Origin of the sequence: Kocuria sp. KD4, assembly GCF_011769905.1 — a bacterium.
Lineage (GTDB): Bacteria > Actinomycetota > Actinomycetes > Actinomycetales > Micrococcaceae > Kocuria > Kocuria marina.
On the sequence record NZ_CP050449.1, the window covers coordinates 1970541 to 1989921 of the forward strand.

A 19381-nucleotide genomic window follows, 5' to 3' on the forward strand; every position below is an offset into this window, starting at 1 on the left:
GCCGCTCGCGAGCGGGACCACGTCTGCGCGTCCCCACCCGTCCCTAGACTGTGGGCATGACTTCCGAGCAGCCGTCCTATCCCGTGGCCCCGAGCCGCCCGGTGGAACGCACGTTCCACAGGCACACCTTCGCCGATCCCTACGAGTGGCTCCGGGACAAGGACTCCCCCGAGGTGCGCTCGCACCTGGACGCCGAGAACGCCTACGCGGAGGCCACGACCGAGGATCTGGCGCCCCTGCGCGAGCGGATCTACGGGGAGATCAAGGACCGCACGCTCGAGACGGACCTGTCCGTGCCGTCGCGTCGCGGGGACTGGTGGTACTTCACGCGCACGGTCGAGGGCGGCGCCCACCAGATCTTCTGCCGCGTCCCGGTCACCGACCCCGCGCAGTGGACACCGCCCACCGTGGAACCGGGCACCGCACTGGACGGCGAACAAACCCTCCTGGACGCTAACGCCGCATCCCAGGAGCACGACTTCTACGCGCTGGGCGCCTTCAGCGTGTCGGAGGACGGCTCCAGGTTGGCCTGGTCCGAGGACACCGCAGGTGACGAACGGTTCACGATCCAGGTCAAGGATCTCGCCACGGGACAACTGCTCGCGGACCGGATCGAGCAGACCTCGTACGGCGCGTTCCTCACACCGGACGCCTCCCAGCTGATCTACATCGTCGTGGACGAGTCGTGGCGGCCGTGGCGCGTGTACCGGCACGTCATCGGCCGGGACGCATCCTCCGACGAGCTGCTGTTCCAGGAGGACGACCCCGGCCTGTGGCTCGGGGCCGAGCTCTCCGCGGACAAGCAGTGGCTCATGCTGTCCTCGTCCTGCTCGGAGTACAGCGAGTACCGGATCCTGCCGTTGACCGAGCTGACCGGCTCCCCCACGGATGAGCCGGTCGCCGATGCGTCCGACGACACCGCTGGGCCGGATTCCCTGCCCTGGCGCGTCATGATCTCGCGCGAGGACCGGGTGCTCTACGAGGTGGAACCCCTCACGGTGGCCGGCCAGGACCACGTGCTCCTGACCCACGACGCGCACGCCCCCAACGGCCGGGTGAGCCTCATGCCGCTCGGGCACGCGGGCCGTGCCCTCGCGGACCTCGAGCTCACGGATGTCATCCCGGCGTCGGAGGACGTGCGGATCGAGTCCTGTGTTCCCACCGCCACCCACCTGGTCGTGGCCCTGCGCGCGGACACCACGCCCCGGGTCCGCCTGATCCCGCGCCGCGCGGTGGACGAGATCGTTGCGGGCCCACGCGAGGCCGTGCCCTCGACATCGGACACGGGCTCAGGACGCCTTGCGGACTCGGACGACGCCGCGGCGTCGAGCGCGGCGGCCGGTGCGGCGTCGTCGTCGCTGCTGGACGGGGCCGAGGCCGCGTTCGACGAGGAGCTCTACACGAGTGGCGTGCTCTCCGCGGAGTACGAGAACCCCGTGGTGCGGGTGTCCTACACGTCCTTCGTGACGCCGCCGCGCGTCTACGACATCCCCACGGCCGAACCCGGCGAGTCCGGGACGAACGAGTACGGCGTGGGCGAGCCCGTCCTGCGGCGCGAGGCCACCGTACTGGGCGGGTACCGCAGCCAGGACTACACCGTGGAACGGGACTGGGCCGTGACCGAGGACGGGACCCGGATCCCCGTGAGCATCGTGCGCCGCGCGGACCTGGACCCCACCCGCCCCGCACCCGTACTCCAGTACGCCTACGGGTCCTACGAGATCAGCACGGACCCCGGCTTCTCCGTGTCCCGGTTGTCGCTGCTGGACCGGGGCGTGATCTGGGCGGTCGCGCACGTGCGCGGCGGTGGCGAACTCGGTCGCGGGTGGTACGAGAACGGTAAGAAGGACACCAAGACCAACACGTTCACCGACTACGTGGCCGTCACCCGCCACCTCGCCACCCGCCCGGACGTGGACGCCCAGCGGATCGCCGTGATGGGTGGCTCGGCCGGCGGCCTGCTCGTGGGAGCCGTGCTCAACCTCGCGCCCGAGCTGTACTGTGCGGCGCTCGCGGCGGTCCCGTTCGTGGACCCGCTGACGTCCATGCTCATGCCCGAGCTGCCGCTCACCGCCCTCGAGTGGGAGGAGTGGGGCAACCCCGTGGACTCGGCCGAGGTCTACGAGTACATGCGTTCGTACTCCCCCTACGAGAACCTCCGGGACGCGGACTACCCGCCCGTCCTGGCGGTCACGAGCCTCAACGACACCCGCGTGCTGTACGTGGAACCGGCCAAGTGGGTCGCCGCCCTGCGCACTCGTGCCCGGCACCCGGAGACCGTGGTGCTGCGCTGTGAGATGGCGGGCGGCCACGGTGGCGCGTCCGGGCGCTATTCGCAGTGGAAGGACACGGCCTGGGAGTACGCGTGGCTCGCGCGCTACCTGGGGGTCGCGGACTGATCGGGTGAGCCGTCCGGGGCCAGAGCATCGCGAGTGGCGGGGCTGAGCCAGTCCCCCACCTCACCGCGCAGCACCAGTTCCGCGGCAGCCCTGGCGAGTGCCGAACTCGTCTGGAACCCGTACCCGCCCTGGCCTGCGAGCCAGAACATCCCCGGTGCCACCGGGTCCCAGCCGCACACGGGGACGTCGCTCGGACGCTCCGTGCGTAGTCCGGTCCACGCCTTGATCACGCCCGTGATCCGCAGGCTGGTCTCCCGCTCGATCATGGCGATCAGCCCGGCGACGGCGCCCTCGTGCGGTTGGGCGTCGCACGGTTCGCTGGGTTCGGCCTCCCCGAGCGAGATCATGGCGCCCGCGGCGTCGGGGCGGTAGTACCAGTCCTCGGCGGCATCGTCGACCATGGGGTGTTCCGGCGGCATGGGCTCGGCCAAGGTCACGAGGGCCGCCGTGCGTCGCAGAGGCCGTAATCCCTGGGGCGCCGCGCCGAACAGCGCTCCCACCTCGTCCGCCCACGCACCCGCGGCATTGACGACCGTGGCGGCACGCACGGTCTTCGGCGGGGCGGCGCCGAGGGTCAGCTCCCACAGGTCCCCGGCCCGCCGTGCGCCGGTCACGCGGCTGTTCGTCCGGATCTCGACGCCGGCCGCCAGCGCTCGCTCGCGATGCCATGCCACGAGGGCGGTGGCATCCGTGCGCACGGCGGACTCGTCCACGGCGGCGGTCCGGAAGCGCTGCGGGTTTACCCGCAGTTCGGGGCACAGCTCGAACAGTTCGGCGCCCTCAAGGGTACGCAGCCCGGGAACAGTCATGGCGGCCACGTCCTCGGGCGAGCCGGCGACGACGAACGAGCTGGGCCACGCGAGCGGCGCCGCCAGATAGTTGCCAGCTTCGAGCAACCGGGCAATGCTCCAGCGGGTGAGCTCGAGCACCGGTTCCGGACCGTAGCTCGGGATCAGTTGCTGCGCGGACCGGGAGGACGTGTGTATGGCCGCGTCCCGTTCCGCCTCCACCACGAGGATTCCCTCACCAGTCCCCCGGTGTTCCGCCAGCTCCGAGGCCGCGGACAATCCGGCGATGCCTGCTCCAATGATCGCGATCTCAGTCGTCATGACCTCATTGTGGCACCCCACCGGTCGCATCCCGGAAGCCGGAGAGGAATCCTCCGGCTCGGCAATCGGGGCCCCGCAGGATGCCGTGGCGTGACAGCCCACACCGTGGGATCCGGACCGGTTCCGGGTACGACAAAGCCCCGCCCCACACCGGGATCGGTGCGGGGCGGGGCTTCGAGGGGTCAGCGGCGGACCTCGGTCCTCCGCATCACCCGGTCATCGCAAGCGATGAGTGCCTGGATCAGGCGGGGATGTTCAGAACCTGGCCCGGGAAGATCAGGTTGGCGTCCGCCACGGTGCCGGAGTTGGCGGCGAACAGGGCCTGCCAGCCACCGTTGACACCCAGCTTGTTGGCGATGGTGCCCAGGGTGTCCCCGGCCTGCACGGTGTAGGTGCCGGCGGCGGGAGCGGCCTGCTGCACGGGAGCCGCGGGAGCGGTGTACTCCACGGCCGGGGCCTGCTGCACGGGGGCAACCTGCTGCACGGGGGCAGCCTGCTGAACCGGAGCGGCCTGCTGCACGGGGGCAGCCTGCTGAACCGGAGCAGCCTTCTGGACGGGGGCAGCCTGCTGAACCGGAGCAGCCTTCTGGACGGAGGAAGACTGCGGGGCCACGGAAGCGGCAACCGGAGCGGTGTAAGAACCGCCGGAAATCATGCCGGAGCACTCCCACTGGCTCGGGCCGGAACGCTCCATCAGCGCAGCCGCAGCAGCGTCCTGCACGTGGGCGGGAGCATCGGCGGCGTTGGCGTAGCCAGCGGTGATGGCGCCCATGCTCTGCCAGGTGGAGGTCAGGAACTGGTAGGCACCCGAGGCACCGGAGGAAGCGTTGTGCGCCTGGTAGTTTCCACCGGACTCGCACTGCTTGATCGCGTCAAGGCTGGGAGCGGCGTTGGCGGGGACGGCGAACGCGCCCACGGCCACGCCGCCCATCAGGACAGCAGCGGCACCACGGCGAATAGCGGTTGAAGTCTTCATTATGCTCCGTAAGGCCACCTACGCTCGTTCCCATCCCTGGGTGTCTTCGCGCCGTCGTCCACCCTTGACAGTTGGTGTTAGGGGTAGAAACTACGGAATGCTGCCATACAGACGACGTACGGTGTTGCGGCAACATCCAGCACAAGCCGAGCCACGGATCGAGCGGGCCCGGAAGCGAACTTCCGCTCACGAAAGTCCGCTGAGGAAGTTGATAATAACGATAACGTAACGTTCCGGGCGTTGCCAAGCAGAAAGTTACTTTTTCGTTATCCCGTTTCTGGGGACACCCCCAGTCGCGGACACGTATCACGGCCACCACGGCCAATCAACTCCGGCCACGCTAGGCCACCCGCGACGAACAGGTCAACCCGACCCGGGTTCCCGGCTCGCATAACGGTGTGATTGCCAACCGATAACGGTGTGATTACCACTACTCAGCGCGGGGCCCAGGCCGCGATCACACTGGTCACGCGGGCCTTTTCGTATGCTTTCGCGATCGCACTGCCCGCTGAGTGTTCTTGCTCACTCAGCGCCGGTGGAACGGGCAGATCGGGGCGCTGCACCCCCGCCCCGGCCTCGTGGGCGATCAATGCGCCGGCCGCCCAGTCGTGCTCGTGCAGTCCACGTTCGGAGTAACCGTCCAGGGTGCCGTCGGCCACCATGCAGAGATCCAGGGAGGCCGCTCCCAGACGCCGCATGTCCGAGAAGTTCTCCATGGTGTCCAGGAACGAGCCGAATTGCTCACGCCGCACGGCGGGGTCGTACGAGAAACCCGTGCCGTAGAGCGCGCCCCGGCGGCCGGGGACCGGACCCGTGAGCCTCGTGTCCCGTCCGTCCCGCCGGACCCACGCACCCAGGCCTGCGACGCCGTAATAGATCCGCCCGAGAGCGGGGGCGTTCACGACCCCTACGAGCCAGTTCCCGTGCTCGTCGCACGCGGCCACGGAGGTGGCGTAGTACACGATGTCCCGGATGAAGTTGGTGGTCCCGTCCAACGGGTCCACCGACCACCGCACGGGGCTGCGGTGCTCGGGCACGTACGTTCCCGATTCCTCCCCCGTGATGGCGTCCCGGGGCCGTTCACGGCGCAGGACGGCACTCACAGCCTCCTCCGCGGCGACGTCGAAGGACGTCACCCAGTCGCCGTCCGAGGACTTGGTCTGCGCGTGGAACTCGGTGCTGTCACGACCGCTCAGGACGTCGGCCCCGGCCTGTGCGGCGCGCAGCGCGACCTCCAACAGCTCCTGCAGTTCGTCCGACCCCGGACCCAGCCCTTCCAGTGCATCCGCCATCTCGCGTCTCACTTCCCCGCGTTGTCGTGGGATGCAGCGGCATCCGGGGCGTCAGCCGCGGCGCCCTGGCCATCCGACTCGGCCACGTCCGGGGCCGAGGCCTCCGGGTCACCGTCCTGGGCGTCCTCGGCCGAGGACGCTCCCGGTGCGGCAGCGGCGTCGTGGAACGCCGACGGGCCCTGCGCGAGCAAGCGCTCGAAACCGGCCTCGTCCAGCACGGGAACCCCGAGGGACTCCGCCTTGTCGAGCTTGGAACCCGCGTTCTCGCCGGCCACCAGGAACGCCGTCTTCCTGGACACCGACCCGGACGCCTTGCCGCCGCGTTTTAGGATGGCCTCCTTCGCGGAGTCCCGGCTGTAGGCCTCGAGCGATCCCGTGACCACCACGGTGACTCCCTCAAGTGTGCGGGGGGTGGACTCGTCCACCTCTTCCTCCATGCGCACACCCGCGGCGGCCCAGCGGTCCACGACCTCACACCGCCACGGCTCCTCGAAAAACTCGATGACGGCCTGCGCGATGATGGGGCCCACCCCGTCCGTGCCCGCGAGCGTGTCCAGGTCCGCCGAGCGGATCGCGTCCATGCTGCGCAGGGACGTGGCCAGCGAGCGCGCGGCCGTGGGACCCACGTGGCGGATGGACAGCGCCACGAGGATCCGCCACAGGTCGGTGTCCTTGGCCTGTTCCATCTGCTGGAACATGATCTCCGTGGTCTTGGAGGGCACGCTCGGCTTGTTCTTGGTGGGCTTGGTCCAGAAGTACGGGACGAGTTCGGGGGTGACCCGCTGGGTCTTCTCCCCCGTCTCCTTGTCCGTGACGGTGCGCCGGGAGTCCCGCCACACCTTCACCTCCTTGAGGTCCTCCGGCGTGAGATCGAACAACCCGGCCTCGTTGCGCAGCGGGGGCACGGAGAACTCGGTGCCGTCCGGTGCGTCCTGGGGAACAGGTTGGGTCAGGGCCTTGGCCGCTTCCTCGCCCAGTGCCTCGATGTCGAAGGCCCCGCGACTCGCCGCGTGGTTGACGCGCTCCTTGAGCTGGGACGGGCACGTCTCCGCATTGGGGCAGCGGATGTCCACGTCCCCCTCCTTGGCGGGACGCAGGGGCGTGCCGCACGACGGGCACTCGGTGGGCATCACGAATTCCCGCTCCATGCCGTCCCGCAGTGCGACGACGGGCCCCACGATCTCCGGGATGACGTCACCGGCCTTGCGCAGCACCACGGTGTCCCCGATGAGCACGCCCTTGGCCTTGACCACGTCCTGGTTGTGCAGGGTGGCCATCTCCACGGTGGAACCCGCCACGCGCACCGGGTCCATGAGCCCGAAGGGCGTGACGCGACCGGTACGACCCACGTTGACCAGGATGTCCACGAGTTTCGTATTGACCTCCTCCGGCGGGTACTTGTACGCCACGGCCCACCGGGGGACGCGGGAGGTGTAGCCGAGCCGGAACTGCGTGCGGCGGTCGTCCACCTTGATCACGATGCCGTCGATCTCGTGCAGCAGGCTGTGCCGCTGCTCGCCGTACTCCGCGATGAACTCGAGCACCTCGTCCACCGATTCCAGCACCCGGGAGTAGGGGCTCACGGGCAGTCCCCAGTCCCGCAGGACGTCGTACGCCTGCGACTGCGTCTCCAGCTCGAAACCGCGGGAGAACCCGATGCCGTGCACGAACATGGACAGCGGCCGTCGCGCGGTGACCTGCGGGTCCTTCTGGCGCAGGGACCCCGCCGCGGCGTTGCGGGGGTTCGCGAACGGCGCACGCCCCTCCTCCACGATGGCCTCGTTGAGCGCGCGGAAATCCTTGGAGGAGATGAACACCTCGCCGCGGATCTCGACCTCCTCCGGGAAGTCCTCCCCGGTCAGTCGCTGCGGGATGGTCTTGATGGTGGCCACGTTGTGGGTGATGTCCTCACCCGTGGTGCCGTCCCCGCGCGTGGCGGCCCGGACAAGCACACCGTTGCGGTACAGCAGGTTCACGGCCAGGCCGTCGATCTTGACCTCGCTCAACCACGCCACGGTGGGCGCACCCGGCAACTGCTCGACCTGCTGCTGGGCGCGGGTCAACCACGCTACGAGCTCGTCCGTGGAGAAGACGTCCTCGAGCGAGTACATCTTCTCGAGGTGCTTCACGGCGCTGAACGCCGCGGAAACGTCACCGCCCACCTCCTGCGTGGGGGAATCGTTCGCCTTGAGTTCGGGATGCAGGGCCTCGAACTCCTCGAGGGAGCGGTACAACCGGTCGTACTCGGCGTCCGACATGACGGGTTGGTCGTGGACGTAGTACGCCGTGCGTGCTTCGCGGACGCGGTCCGCGAGATCGGCGTACTCCTCCCGCAACGCCTCGCTGGGCTCGTCCGGATTCAGGCTCTGGCCGGTGGCGTCCGTGGCCCGCCGCGCGTTGTCTGTGCTCACGCCCCCCATTGTGTCCCACCCCACCGACAGACACGAACACCCCCGGAACCTCGGTCCCGGGGGCGTTCGTCAGGCGGATCAGCGAGCGGTCACAGGGCCGTGACCGTAACCTCCGCGTGTGGGCGTTGCCGCTTGGGGTCCCACACGAGGACGCGGGAACCGCGCCAGTGGGCGCCCCGACCGTCGTCTTCCACCGAGACCGCCACCGTAGTCGGCAGCTGCACCGGGACGGCGAAGTCCACGGACCACGCGAAGGGGACCTCCGCGGGCACGCCGGTCAGCGCCAGCGCGCGCGAGGCCGTGTACATCCCGTGCGCGATCGCCCCCTTCATCCCGAGCGCCTTGGCGGACGGGTCGGAGAGGTGGATGGGGTTGTAGTCGCCGCTGACCGCCGCGTAGTTCCGCCCGGTCCGGGCGCCCAGGACCCACTGCGCGGTCTGCTGCGGCGGATCGAACGGTGCGCGCTCGTGGGAGGACTCCTCGGGAACGCGCGCGCCCTCGTCCGCGATCGCGGTGTGCACGCCCTTGGCCAGGTACGTGGAGCGCCCGGCCCAGACCACGGACCCGCCCTCGCGGGACAGTGTCACCACGGCGTCCACCGTGGTCCCGGACCGGTGGGTGCCCAAATTCTCGGTCCACGCCGTGGCGGTGAGCCGCTCCCCCACGGCCACGTCCGTGACGTGGCGGATGGTGTTGCTCAGGTGCACCATGCCCAGCACGGGCAGGGGGAAGTCCTTGCGCGTGAGCACCGACATGGCCACGGGGAACGCGAGCGCGTGCAGCGCACCCGAGAACACCGTGGTGTGCTGCGACCCCGGGGCCACGGGATGCGTGCTTGCGTGCACCACGCGGCAGAACTTCTCGTGCCACTCGGGTTCCGCGCTGACGTCCTCCACGACGTGGGCCACGCGCGGCACCTGCAGGGCAGCCCCCACGCGTTCCGTGCGGGACTTACGCAGCGCGCCGGGCAGCACGCGCCCCACGGGCGAGTCGCGCAGAGCCGGGAGCACCTTGTGCGTGGCCGCAGCGGCGGCGTCGGAAGCCGCCGACGACGCCGCGCGCGCCCCCGCGGACGCGTACAGCGCGGGCAGCTTCACCGAACCCGCCGGCTGGACGAGTTCGTAGTCGGAGGGAACGGTGGGCAGGACCGGGTCAGGAGTGCTCATGCGATCATGCTCCCACGAGGCTCTGGCCGCACACGCGCAACGTCTGACCGTTGATCCCACCGGCGGCGTCCGAGAGCAGGAACGTGATGGCCTGTGCCACGTCCTCCGGCGTACCGCCCTGCTGCAGGGAGTTCAACCGGCGGGAGATCTGGCGGCGGGCCGCCGGGATCTTGGCCGTCATGTCCGACTCGATGAACCCGGGAGCCACGGCGTTGATGGTCCCGCCCTTCTCCGCGATCAGCGGTGCCGTGGCGGCCACCGCACCGATCACCCCGGCCTTGGAGGCGGCGTAGTTGGTCTGACCGCGGTTGCCCGCCACGCCGCTCGTGGACGCGAGGCACACGATGCGCGGCGCCGGGCCCAGCTGATCGGAGGCGAGCAGGGTCTCGGTGATCCGCAACTGCGATTCGATGTTGACCGCGATCACGGAATCCCACTTGGCCTGGTCCATGTTGGCAAGCATCTTGTCCCGCGTGATGCCCGCGTTGTGCACCACGAGGTCCAGCCGGCCGTACCGGGACACCGCGAGGTCCAGGATCTTCTGTCCGGCCTGCGGGTCCGTGACGTCCAGCTGCAACGCGGGCACGCGCAGTTCGTTGGCGAGCTTGCTCAGCGCGTCACCGGCGGCGGGCACGTCCACGGGGATGACCGTGGCGCCCGAGGCCGCGAGCGTACGCGTGACCTGCGCGCCGATCCCGCGTGCGGCACCCGTGACCACTGCGACCTTGCCCGCGACGGGGTGCACCCAGTCCACGTCCGCGTCCCCGCGGTCGTCACCCACAGTCAGGAACTGCCCGTCCACGTACGCGCTGCGGCCCGAGAGGAAGAAGCGCAGGGCGCCCGTGACACCGGGAGCGTCCGCAGCGACGTCGTCCGCAAGCAGGATGCCGTTGGCGGTCACGCCGCCGCGCATCTCCTGGGCGATCGAGCGCAGCATGCCCACGACACCCTGGCGCGCCGCGGCCTGCGACGGGGTCAACTGCCGCGCGCCGGGCAGCGTGCCCGACGCCGCTCCGGTCCCGATCCCGGGCGCCGGTCGCGACAGCGTGATGACCCGTCCGCCCGGGCGCAGCTTGCGCACGGCCGAGGCCAGCTCGAGGGCCGCGTCCGCGAGATCGGCGGGGCTGTCGACCTCCGTGTAGTCGATCACCACCGCACCCACCCGGTCCACGTCCTGAGCGTGCCGGCGCACGTCCAGGTCCCAGCCGAGCAGGGCCGACGATGCGGCGTCGCCCGCCGCACCCCGGCCGAGCACGAGCACGGAGCCGCTCGGGAAGTCCCCGTCCGCGGTGAACCGGCGCAGCGTAACCGGGCGCGGGAGGCCCAATTTGCCCGCGAGCTGCTTGCCCAGCCCCGAATTGACCATGTCCAGATATGTGTCCGTCACTTGTGTCCTCTCCCAGAAATCGTGGTGTCTCGCCGTGGCCGTGAACTCGCTTAGACCGAGCGCAGCAGCATGGCCACACCCTGACCACCGGCGGCGCACACCGAGATCAGCGCTGTCTGCGGCTTGCCCGTCTCCTTGGCACGTGCGGCCAGTTCCTTGGCGGTGGAGGCAACGATGCGACCACCCGTGGCGGCGAAGGGGTGCCCAGTGGCGAGTGAGGACCCGTTGACGTTGAGCTTGGCGCGGTCCACCGAGCCCAGGGGCGCGTCCAGGCCCAGGCGGTCCTTGCAGAACTCCGGGGACTCCCATGCGGCGAGGATCGACAGCACGGTGGAGGCGAACGCCTCGTGGATCTCCACGAGGTCCAGCTCCTGCAGCGTGAGGCCGTGGCGGGCCAGCAGACGCGGCACGGCGTAGGCCGGGGCCATGAGCAGGCCCTCGTTGCCGGTCACGAAGTCCACCGCGGCGGCCTCGCTGTCCACGACCTCGGCGAGTGGGGTCAGGTGGTGCTCACCGGCCCATTCCTCGGACGAGATGAGCACCGTGGAGGCACCGTCCGTGAGCGGCGTGGAGTTGCCGGCCGTCATGGTGGCTTCACCGGAGAGCTTCTTGCCGAACACCGGGTTCAGCCCGCCCAGCTTCTCCACGGTGGAGTCCGGGCGCATGTTGTTGTCCTTGGTCAGACCCTTGAACGGGGTCACGAGGTCGTCGAAGAAGCCCCGCTCGTACGCGGCGGCCAGGTGCTGGTGGGAGGCCGCGGCCAACTCGTCCTGGGCCTCGCGTGTGATGCCCCACTTCTGGGTGGTCAGCGCCTGGTGCTCACCCATGCTCAGGCCCGTGCGCGGCTCACCGGACGAGGGCACCGACGGCGAGAGGTCGCCCGGGCGCAGGTCCTTGAACGCCTTGAGCTTCTGGGCGGTGGTCTTGGCGCGCTGCAGCTTGAGCAGCGCGCGGCGCAGCCCCTCGCTCACGGCGATGGGAGCGTCCGAGGACGAGTCCACACCACCGGCGATCCCGGCCCGGATCTGGCCCAGCCGGATCTTGTTGGCGATCGAGCTCACGGTCTCCATGCCCGTGGCGCACGCCATCTGGACGTCGTAGGCCGGGGTCGCGGGGTCCAGCGCGGAGCCCAGCACGGACTCGCGCGTGAGGTTGAAGTCCCGGGAGTGCTTGATCACGGCACCGGCCGCCACGGCGCCCAGGCGTTCGCCCGCGATCCCGGTCCGGGCCACGAGCCCGTCGATCGCGGCGGTCAACATGTCCTGGTTGGACGCGTTCGCGTACGGCCCGCCCGCGCGGGAGAAGGGGATGCGGTTGCCCGCCACGACGACGGCGCGGGCTCCCGTCGCTCCGCCCTGCGGCGCGGAGGAGGCGGCCGGGGCCGCAACTCGCTTGGCGGCTTCGGAACCGGTTCCGGTGGCCGGGGTGGACGGTGCCGTGTTCTGCGTGTTCTCGCTCATGCGTAGTTCCTTTCGGGGAATTTATGCGATCTGGATCACTCGGGATCCAGAATAGCTGATACTCTCGGTATCGTGAAACAGGTCACCCACCCCGTGGACGGCAGGAGCTCGCGTTGGCAGCGGCACCGCGCCGTGCGGCGGATCGAACTGATCACGGCCGCGCGCGACGCCGTGGCCGCGAACGGTGCTGCGCTGTCCATGGAGGAGATCGCCACGGCGTGCGGGACCTCCAAGTCCGTCTTCTACCGCTACTTCAAGGACAAGGCCGGCGTGCAGGCCGCGGTGGGTGAGTACTTCGTGACCCGGATGCGTCGACGCATGGTGGCCGCGGCCAGCGAAGCGGACACGTTCGCCGCCATGATCCACGCCCTCGTCTCCGAGTACCTCAAGTCCGTGGCGGCCTCCGGTGAGGTCTACCGCTTCGTGGTGACCGCACCCACGGAACGGGGTTCCACGATCGAACGCTTCGTGGATTCCGTAAGGGACCTGCTCATGGAGCAACACATGCGCCACCACGGCAGCCGGGCCACGCCCGAGGGGGTCCTGAAGTGCTGGGCCGCTTCCACCGTGGGCATGGTCCGCGGTGCGGGTGAGGCCTGGCTCGAACTCGGCGGCGATACCGCGAAACCGGATCGCCACACCATGAGTCGGATCATCACCACGTGGGCCGTGGAGGGCCTGCGCCCCGTGACCGGCAGTGAATCCGCACCACCAACTTCCCCCATCAGGACGACGGGTAAACCACCCGTCCCAGAGAACCGTCAGGAGTCATGATGTCCATTACCTCGGTCAGCGGAACAGTTCCCAATACCGACCGCATCGAAGACCTGCCCGAGGACGGTGCCACCACCCCGTCCGGGATCGACACCGCCGAGCTCGGCGCCATCCTGCTGGGGCGCTGGCCCGAAGCACGCAAGGCGGCACGCGAGCGGGCGAAGGATCCCCGCTTCCAGTCCCAGTACGACCAGTCCTTTGCGGACCAGCGCAACGTCACGTTCGAGCAGCTCAAGCTGCTCGCGGATGCCGGGCCCCAGTACCTGGGCATGCCCGAGAGCGTGGGCGGGGCCATGAGCCCCGGCGCCAACCTCTCCGCGTTCGAGGAGCTCGTGCTCGCGGACCCGTCCCTGCAGATCAAGTCCGGTGTGCAGTGGGGCCTGTTCGGCTCCGCCGTGCTGAACCTGGGCACCGAGGAGCACCACAAGAAGTGGCTCCCCTCCATCCTGGACCTCAGCATGCCCGGTGCGTTCGCCATGACGGAGATCGGCCACGGTTCTGACGTCGCCTCGATCGGCACCACCGCCACGTACATCCCGGAGACGGACGAGTTCGAGATCCACACGCCGTTCAAGGCCGCGTGGAAGGACTACCTCGGCAACGCCGCGGTGCACGGCCGCGCGGCCACCGTGTTCGCGCAGCTCATCGTCAACGGCACCAACCACGGTGTGCACTGCCTCTACGTGCCCCTGCGGGACGAGAACGGCGAGTTCCTGCCGGGCGTGGGCGGCGAGGACGACGGCCGCAAGGGTGGGCTCAACGGCATCGACAACGGCCGACTGCACTTCGACCACGTGCGCGTGCCCCGCACCAACCTGCTCAACAAGTACGGGGACGTGGACGAGAACGGCGTCTACTCCTCCCCCATCCCGTCCCCGGGCCGGCGCTTCTTCACCATGATCGGCACGCTGGTGCAGGGCCGCGTGTCCCTCGACGGCGCCGCGACGATCGCGAACCAGGCCGCGCTGAGCATCGCGGTGCGCTACGCCGAGCAGCGTCGGCAGTTCACCACGGACTCGGACATCCAGGAGCAGACGCTGCTGGATTACCAGCGCCACCAGCGCCGGTTGATCCCCCGCATCGCCGAGACGTACGCCATGACGTTTGCGCACCAGCAGTTGCTCGACAAGTTCCACGAGGTCTTCTCGGGCGAGGACGACTCGGACGGCAACCGTCAGGAGCTCGAGACCCTGGCCGCGGCGTTCAAGCCGATGTCCACGTGGAGCGCCCTAGACACGCTGCAGGAGTGCCGCGAGGCGTGCGGTGGCGCGGGCTTCTTGGCCAAGAACCGGCTCGTAGAACTGCGCGCGGACCTGGACGTCTACGTCACGTTCGAGGGCGACAACACCGTGTTGCTGCAGCTCGTGGCCAAGCGCCTGCTCAACGATTACTCGGCGGAGTTCAAGAACGCGGACGTGGGCGTGATGGCCCGCTACGTGGCGGACCGCGCCACCGAGGCCGGCTTCAACCGCTCCGGGTTGCGCAAGCTGACCCAGGCGTTCTCGGACACCGGGGACTCCCGCAAGTCCGTCAACGCCCTGCGCGATCCCGCGGCCCAGCGCGCGCTGCTCACCGACCGGGTGCAAACCATGATCGGCGACATCGCGGACGAGCTGCGGGCCGTGTCCCGCAAGTCCCGCACCGAGCAGGCAAAGGCGTTCAACGACAACCAGAACCAGCTGCTCGAGGCCGCCCGCTCCCACGCCCAGCTGCTGCAGTGGGAGGCGTTCACCGCTGGTCTCGAGAAGATCGAGGACCCGGACACCAAGCGCGTGCTCACGTGGCTGCGGGACCTCTTCGGTCTGCACCTGATCGAGCAGGACCTCGCGTGGTACCTCTCCTACGGTCGGCTCTCGATGCGCCGCGGCCGCGCTCTGGAGTCCTACATCAACCGCCTCATTGCGCGCCTGCGCCCCTACTCCCTGGAGCTGGTGGACGCGTTCGGGCTCTCGCCCGAGCTACTGCGCGCTGAGATCGGCGGCACGGTGGAGGCCGAGCGCCAGGAGGAGGCCGCGGGCTACTACCGCCGGTTGCGCGCGAGCGGCAAGGCCCCCGTCAAGGAGCCCAAGCCCGCCAAGGACCCGGGCGCCCAGACGCGCGGCCACCATGCCTGACCCGGCCGGCTCGCGCGGGGGTTCCGCGTCCGCGTGAGCCGCGCCCCGACCGTTTCATTGCGAACGAAACGCTCGGCTTGACGCGCGCACGCAAGCGTGCCCAGGCACCGGCCGCGCGATGCCCGGGACGTGAACTCAGCGGATCCTGGGGATGGACGTGGTGTTGGCGCGGGGGTCGTCCGCGCGCAGCACGTCCGCGACCACGAGCGTGACATTGTCCCGGCCACCAGTGCGCAGCGCGGCCTGGACCAGGACGTCTGCGGCCTCCTTGGGGTGCGGGACCGAGTGCAGGACGCGGGCGATGTGCGCGGGCGAGAGTTCCCCCGTGAGACCGTCGGAGCACATGAGCAACCGCTGCCCCGGCACCGCGGGCACCACGATCACGTCCGGTTCCCAGATTTGGCCCGTGCCAAGGGCGCGCGTGATGACGTTGCGCCGCGGGTGCACGAGCGCTTGGGCCGGGGTGAGCTGGCCGATCGAGACGAGGTACTGCACCTCGGAGTGGTCCACGGTCAGCTGGGTCACGCCCACGGGTCCGGTCTCGGTCGTGGGCGGCTCCCCCACGGGCGGGCCCACGAGTTGGTAGGTGCGCGAATCCCCCACGTTGAACACGAGCCACAGCCAGGTGCCGGCGATCTCCACAAGCCACGCACCCGTGACCGTGGTCCCGGCGCGCGTGCCGCACTGGGCCTGGATGGCCTGGTCCGCTTCCCACAGCACCGAGCGCACCCGGTGCACGGCCTCCAGTGCCTCGTTGGGCACGTCCGGGTCGAGCTTGAGCTGGCGGTCGATCGTCGCGCGGAACCGGGCGACGTCCGATCCGGGTGCCGGTTCCACGATCACGTAGTCGCGGAAGTCGTCGAGCGAGAACAGGTCCGAGCCACCCAGCGTGGACACGCACAGCGCGCTGGCCACCTCACCGGCCTCGTGACCGCCCATCCCGTCCGCGACGGCACACATGGTGTCCGTGACGATCAGTGCGTCCTCGTTCGTCTCACGACGCAGTCCCCGATCGGTGACACCGCCCGATCGGATGGTCAGGGGAACGGTCATTCGACCTCGTCTTCCAGAAAGGGCCCGTGGCCCTGGGTGATCGACACGGGGCGCACGTCCCCGAAGCCGCGCACGTTGCGGGTGGGTTGCGGGGTCAGCACGAACCGGTCGTCGTCGCCGAGCACACGGGCGGTGGAGGCGTCCACCATGACACCCCCGGGTTCCGTGAGGGCCACGAGCCGGGACGCGAGGTTCACGGTGGGCCCGTAGAGATCACCGAGTCGCGGCAGCACGCGCCCCCACACGAACGCGACGCGGGCCTGCGGCAACAGGGGATCGTTCTTGATCACGCGGGCGAGTGCGAGCGAGATCTGCGCCCCGCCCTCGGGAGTCTCGGACAGGAACATCACTTCGTCGCCGATGGTCTTGATCACGCGGCCACCGCCGATCGAGATCACCTCCGCGCACCGCTTCTCGAAGCGCTGCACGAGGTTGGCCAGGGTGCGCTCGTTCATCTGCCGGGACAGGGACGTGTAGGAGACGAGGTCCGCGAACCCCACGCCGCGCGCGAGCGGCAGGGACGAGGAGCCCACGTCCGGGCCCGCCATCCCGAGGCTCACCGTGGACCCGTCCGCGCGTTCACCGCGCATGGCCAGTCGTTGCACGGCTGCGGAGAGCTGACGGCGCCACGCGTAGTCGAGCAGGTTCTCGAGCGGTTCGAGAATCTCCGGGAGCATGCGCAGCAGTTCGCGCCGCGCCTGGGCGTCCGTCATGTCCCGGTGGGCCACCATGTCCTCGACGAGCGCCTCGATCTGCCACACGACCATGCGGTCGGTCAGTTGCGCCACGGAGCGGGCCAGGGACAGCGCGGCCTCCTCGCTGAGCTTCTCCTCCTGCACGAGGTTGGAGACCACCCGCAGGGCCCGGACGTCCTCGCCCGTGAAGTAGACGTCGTCGTCGCTGAGGTTCGGGAAGCCCAGGGCACGCCAGATCTTCCGGGCGGACGCCGTGGACAGCCCCGCTTCACGCGCGGCCTCCCGGCGCCGTAGGTGACGCTGCGAACCCAACAACAGGGAGTCGAGGTGGCGCGCCGCCGCCTTGGACTCCTCCGACCCGTACAGGTTGGACTGCACGGGATTGTGCACGTTCAGGTTGAGCTGTTCGGTCTGCGGCCCGGTGACGTATCCGTCCGTGTGCTCCGAGGGGTCGTCAGCCACGCGGTCCTCCTTGCTGGGCGATATGGGTTCCGGGATACCCCGGTCCGGCCGTGTTGCCTCCACCACTGTAGTTGCCCGCGTCCGCCGCGGACTCGCGGACCAACGCGGCGAAGCGGGCCGGTTGCGGGCAGCTGGCGAGTTTGAGCCCGCCCAGGCCCCCGAAATCCGCGAGCACGGTGCCGCGGTCCAGGCCCTCGCGGGCCTCGCCGGGCCGGGTGGCCCCGCGCGTGACGCGCACCGAGCGCAGTTCGTTCAGGGGCAGGAACACCGCGCCGTCCCGCGCCGGGGGCCCCACGAGGGCAAGCCGCGCGGTGGTCAGCACGAAGCGCGTGCGCAGCCAGCGCCACGCGGGCGAGAGCACGAACCGCCACGCGAGCAGCAATGCCGCGATGAGCAGCAGCCACCCCACGAACGCGTGCAGCGTGGTCCATGGGGTGGCTGTGGGCCGCCACGTGAGGTCCAGGACGCGGCGCAGGGCCGAATAACCGAACACGATCGCCCACGCGGCGAGCGCCGGGGCCACGAGTTTCAAGGGGTGGGCGCGGGTGGCCACGACCGTGTCCTCCCCCGGTGCCAGGTCCAGGGCGCGGCGCGAGCGTGTCATCGGGGCCTCTCGTTCTCGTGTCCGGCGTCCTCCGGGGTGCGGGGGCCGGGTCGCACGTGGACGACGTCGCCCGCGCCGTACTCGTGCTCGCGGCCGTCGTCGTCGCGCACGCGCAGCTGACCGGACGATCCCAGTCCCACGGCGGTAGCGGGCAATGGCGCGTTGCGCCCGGGCAGGTGCACGAGCACGCGGCGTCCCAGGGTGTCGAGAGCGGATTCGAGCTCCCGTCGCAGTTCCCCACCCGGCCCGAGTTGCGCGGCGGGGTCCACGCTCGCGCGGTCGAGGGCGCGGGAGAAGTGGGCGAGCACCCCGGTGAGCACCGCGCTGCGGGTGGGGACAGCGGCGTCGTTCCCGGTCTCGAGGCGCAGGGACGTGGCGCCGGGGACCGGGAGGTGGCCCTGCTGGACGTTGATGCCCGCGCCGAGCACCACGGTGGGTCCTTGGTGTGCGGCACCGGGGGGCGAGGGTACGAGGGACGCGAGGATGCCGCAGACCTTGCGTTCGCGGATCAGGACGTCGTTGGGCCACTTCACCGCCGCGGGGACGCCGGTCAGCTCGCGCACGGTGGCCGTGACACTGTGCGCGAGCATCAGCGTGAGCCACGGCAGGAGGTCCTGCGGCCACGCGCGGCCCGAGCGGTCCCGCGGCGTGAGGGCCACCGAGAACGTCACGGCGGTGCCCGCGGGGGTGAACCAGCTGCGGTCCAGGCGCCCCTTGCCGCGGCTCTGGAATCCCGCGACGACCGCTCGCAGCGGTGCCCCGGCGGCATCGTGCGCCGCGTCCCGCGAGAGCTGTTCGACGAGCCACTCGTTGGTGGACGGGACGCTGTCCAGGATCGTGAGGCGGCACCCGTGGCCGCGCAGCGCCCCGTCCAGCTCCGCGGCGCGATAATCCGCGGCGGGCCGGTCCTCGGTGGCTTCCATGGGTACTCCTCACATGATTGTGCCCACGACGCATGTCGACGACGGGGCGGTACCGCAAGTTTATGTCTAGCGTCGTGAGCCGGGCATATGCTGGGACCAGCCAGCGCCACCACGAGAGGACCCGGTATGAGCGTCTACGCCTTGAACTACGTCTACGGCGGCCCGCAGGACATCCTGACCGAGCACCGCCCCGCCCACCGCGCGTTCCTGCGCGAACTGCACGAGCGCGGCGTCGTGATCGTCTCGGGGCCCTTGGAAGGTGACGCCGCATTGATCGTCCTGCGTGCGGACAGCGCCGAGGAGATCGAACGGATCATCGCCGAGGACCCCCTGGTGGTCCACGGTGTGGTCACGGAGCACACGATCCGGGAATGGACCGTGACGATCGGCTCGGTGGGGTCCGACACCTCCGCCTGAGGGACCCGGGACGCTCGCGCCCGTCGAAAGAGCACCGGCCTGCGTTGTGGGACTTCTACAAAGGCGCGTGTGGGCCCTGCAATTACACTGGGGGGCGTTCCCAGGGCTCGCGGTACGCCCAACCAGTACCGATCACGAT

General features: G+C 70.0%; 15 protein-coding genes. 4 read left to right on the plus strand and 11 right to left on the minus strand.

Going from position 1 to position 19381, the window contains the following annotated elements:
* Nucleotides 1-56 precede the first annotated feature (56 nt).
* Nucleotides 57-2399 (plus strand): S9 family peptidase, encoded by a 2343-nt coding sequence (locus tag HBK84_RS08880; protein ID WP_167318701.1) that lies wholly within the window; start codon nucleotides 57-59, stop codon nucleotides 2397-2399.
* Here HBK84_RS08880 and HBK84_RS08885 read toward each other — a convergent pair.
* The 7 genes from HBK84_RS08885 to HBK84_RS08915 form a co-directional block, all read right to left on the minus strand.
* A complete protein-coding gene (locus tag HBK84_RS08885; RefSeq protein WP_167318702.1) occupies nucleotides 2378-3508 on the minus strand; it encodes an FAD-binding oxidoreductase in 1131 nt (376 codons plus the stop codon). The two genes, HBK84_RS08880 and HBK84_RS08885, sit on opposite strands and share 22 nt — an antisense overlap.
* Nucleotides 3509-3749: 241 nt before the next feature.
* Complete coding sequence (locus HBK84_RS08890) at nucleotides 3750-4484, minus strand: transglycosylase family protein (protein WP_167318703.1); 735 nt, start codon at nucleotides 4482-4484, stop codon at nucleotides 3750-3752.
* 434 nt (nucleotides 4485-4918) lie between these two features.
* Nucleotides 4919-5776, minus strand: a complete 858-nt coding sequence (locus tag HBK84_RS08895) for an inositol monophosphatase family protein (protein ID WP_167318704.1) — start codon at nucleotides 5774-5776, stop codon at nucleotides 4919-4921.
* Nucleotides 5777-5784: 8 nt separating this feature from the next.
* Nucleotides 5785-8196: an NAD-dependent DNA ligase LigA gene (ligA, locus tag HBK84_RS08900; protein ID WP_370520524.1), complete on the minus strand. Its 2412-nt coding sequence runs from the start codon at nucleotides 8194-8196 to the stop codon at nucleotides 5785-5787.
* An 80-nt stretch (nucleotides 8197-8276) separates the two neighbouring features.
* Entirely contained in the window at nucleotides 8277-9353 is a 1077-nt protein-coding gene (locus HBK84_RS08905) for a MaoC/PaaZ C-terminal domain-containing protein (protein ID WP_167318705.1), read from the minus strand.
* A gap of 4 nt (nucleotides 9354-9357) precedes the next feature.
* Complete coding sequence (locus HBK84_RS08910; protein ID WP_144931330.1) at nucleotides 9358-10740, minus strand: 3-oxoacyl-ACP reductase; 1383 nt, start codon at nucleotides 10738-10740, stop codon at nucleotides 9358-9360.
* Nucleotides 10741-10790: 50 nt separating this feature from the next.
* Nucleotides 10791-12200: an acetyl-CoA C-acetyltransferase gene (locus HBK84_RS08915; RefSeq protein WP_085106621.1), complete on the minus strand. Its 1410-nt coding sequence runs from the start codon at nucleotides 12198-12200 to the stop codon at nucleotides 10791-10793.
* A 72-nt stretch (nucleotides 12201-12272) separates the two neighbouring features.
* Between HBK84_RS08915 and HBK84_RS08920 the strand changes: the two genes are divergently transcribed.
* Together HBK84_RS08920 and HBK84_RS08925 are read left to right on the plus strand one after the other, a co-directional pair.
* Nucleotides 12273-12974, plus strand: coding sequence for a TetR/AcrR family transcriptional regulator (locus HBK84_RS08920; protein ID WP_231885613.1), 702 nt, complete (start codon nucleotides 12273-12275; stop codon nucleotides 12972-12974).
* Nucleotides 12974-15088: an acyl-CoA dehydrogenase gene (locus HBK84_RS08925; protein ID WP_167319179.1), complete on the plus strand. Its 2115-nt coding sequence runs from the start codon at nucleotides 12974-12976 to the stop codon at nucleotides 15086-15088. The genes HBK84_RS08920 and HBK84_RS08925 overlap by 1 nt, the downstream gene beginning before the upstream one ends.
* A 135-nt stretch (nucleotides 15089-15223) precedes the next feature.
* On the opposite strand, the gene HBK84_RS08930 is transcribed toward HBK84_RS08925, so the two are convergent.
* From HBK84_RS08930 to HBK84_RS08945, 4 genes are read right to left on the minus strand one after another with little or no spacing between them, the layout of a single operon-like run.
* Nucleotides 15224-16141, minus strand: a complete 918-nt coding sequence (locus HBK84_RS08930) for a PP2C family serine/threonine-protein phosphatase (protein WP_144999020.1) — start codon at nucleotides 16139-16141, stop codon at nucleotides 15224-15226.
* Nucleotides 16138-17298: an adenylate/guanylate cyclase domain-containing protein gene (locus HBK84_RS08935; protein WP_144999018.1), complete on the minus strand. Its 1161-nt coding sequence runs from the start codon at nucleotides 17296-17298 to the stop codon at nucleotides 16138-16140. Before HBK84_RS08935 ends, HBK84_RS08930 begins: the two co-directional genes overlap by 4 nt.
* A complete protein-coding gene (locus HBK84_RS08940; protein WP_064846907.1) occupies nucleotides 17291-17902 on the minus strand; it encodes a hypothetical protein in 612 nt (203 codons plus the stop codon). Before HBK84_RS08940 ends, HBK84_RS08935 begins: the two co-directional genes overlap by 8 nt.
* On the minus strand, nucleotides 17899-18825 hold the full coding sequence (locus tag HBK84_RS08945; RefSeq protein WP_144999016.1) for a biotin--[acetyl-CoA-carboxylase] ligase: 927 nt from the start codon (nucleotides 18823-18825) through the stop codon (nucleotides 17899-17901). The genes HBK84_RS08940 and HBK84_RS08945 overlap by 4 nt, the downstream gene beginning before the upstream one ends.
* Before the next feature lie 126 nt (nucleotides 18826-18951).
* Here HBK84_RS08945 and HBK84_RS08950 point away from each other — a divergent pair, with 126 nt between their 5' ends.
* On the plus strand, nucleotides 18952-19242 hold the full coding sequence (locus HBK84_RS08950; protein WP_064846905.1) for a YciI family protein: 291 nt from the start codon (nucleotides 18952-18954) through the stop codon (nucleotides 19240-19242).
* The last annotated feature ends 139 nt before the right edge of the window (nucleotides 19243-19381 follow it).